At 42.8% G+C, this 713-nt stretch carries 1 protein-coding gene; it reads left to right on the plus strand.

Annotation, left to right across the window (positions count from 1 at the left end):
* Nucleotides 1-121: 121 nt before the first annotated feature.
* Nucleotides 122-713: N-acetylmuramate alpha-1-phosphate uridylyltransferase MurU (gene murU, locus B3O33_RS06325; RefSeq protein WP_292363209.1), on the plus strand; the 592-nt coding region annotated here is incomplete at its 3' end.

Raw genomic sequence — 713 nt, forward strand, 5'->3', positions numbered from 1 at the left:
CAAATTATATGAATGACTTAGCCTTGACATTAAAATATGTTTATCAGGTTTGTAAAAGCTATCCTGAGTTGCAAAATCTTTATCAATATCTTATCGAACAACCTAAAATAATGGCCATTAAATGAAAGTCATGATTCTGGCAGCCGGGCGTGGCGAGAGACTTCGCCCGCTTACTGATCACACTCCGAAACCATTATTACATGCAGGGTCAAAACGCTTAATCGAATACCTGATTGAAAAACTGGTTAATGCCGGCTTCAAAGATATTGTGATTAACCATGCCCATCTGGGGGAACAGTTTGAACCTGTCTTGGGTAATGGTGAACGTTATCAGGCGCGCTTTGAGTATTCAGCAGAATCCATGGGTGGACTGGAAACAGCAGGAGGAATTATTCATGCGTTGCCGCTGCTGGGCAATAAGCCGTTTCTTGTCGTCAATGGCGATATCTGGACGGATTTTCCATTTAAACAATTGAACGAGTCGGTTCTAGCTGAACACATGTTGTGCCATTTGATAATGGTCAAGAATCCACAACATAACCCGTCCGGAGATTTTCATCTTGACTCAGAAGGACTATTGAAAATCGATGGTGACCCCAGACTGACTTTCAGTGGTATTGGCATTTATCGACCGGAAATGTTTGCCGGTCATAAAGTCGCCAAACTTCCACTGAAGCCATTACTGGTCGAAGCAATGAGCCGCAAACAAGTTA

It is taken from the genome of Methylophaga sp. UBA1464 (genome assembly GCF_002325665.1).
Lineage (GTDB): Bacteria > Pseudomonadota > Gammaproteobacteria > Nitrosococcales > Methylophagaceae > Methylophaga.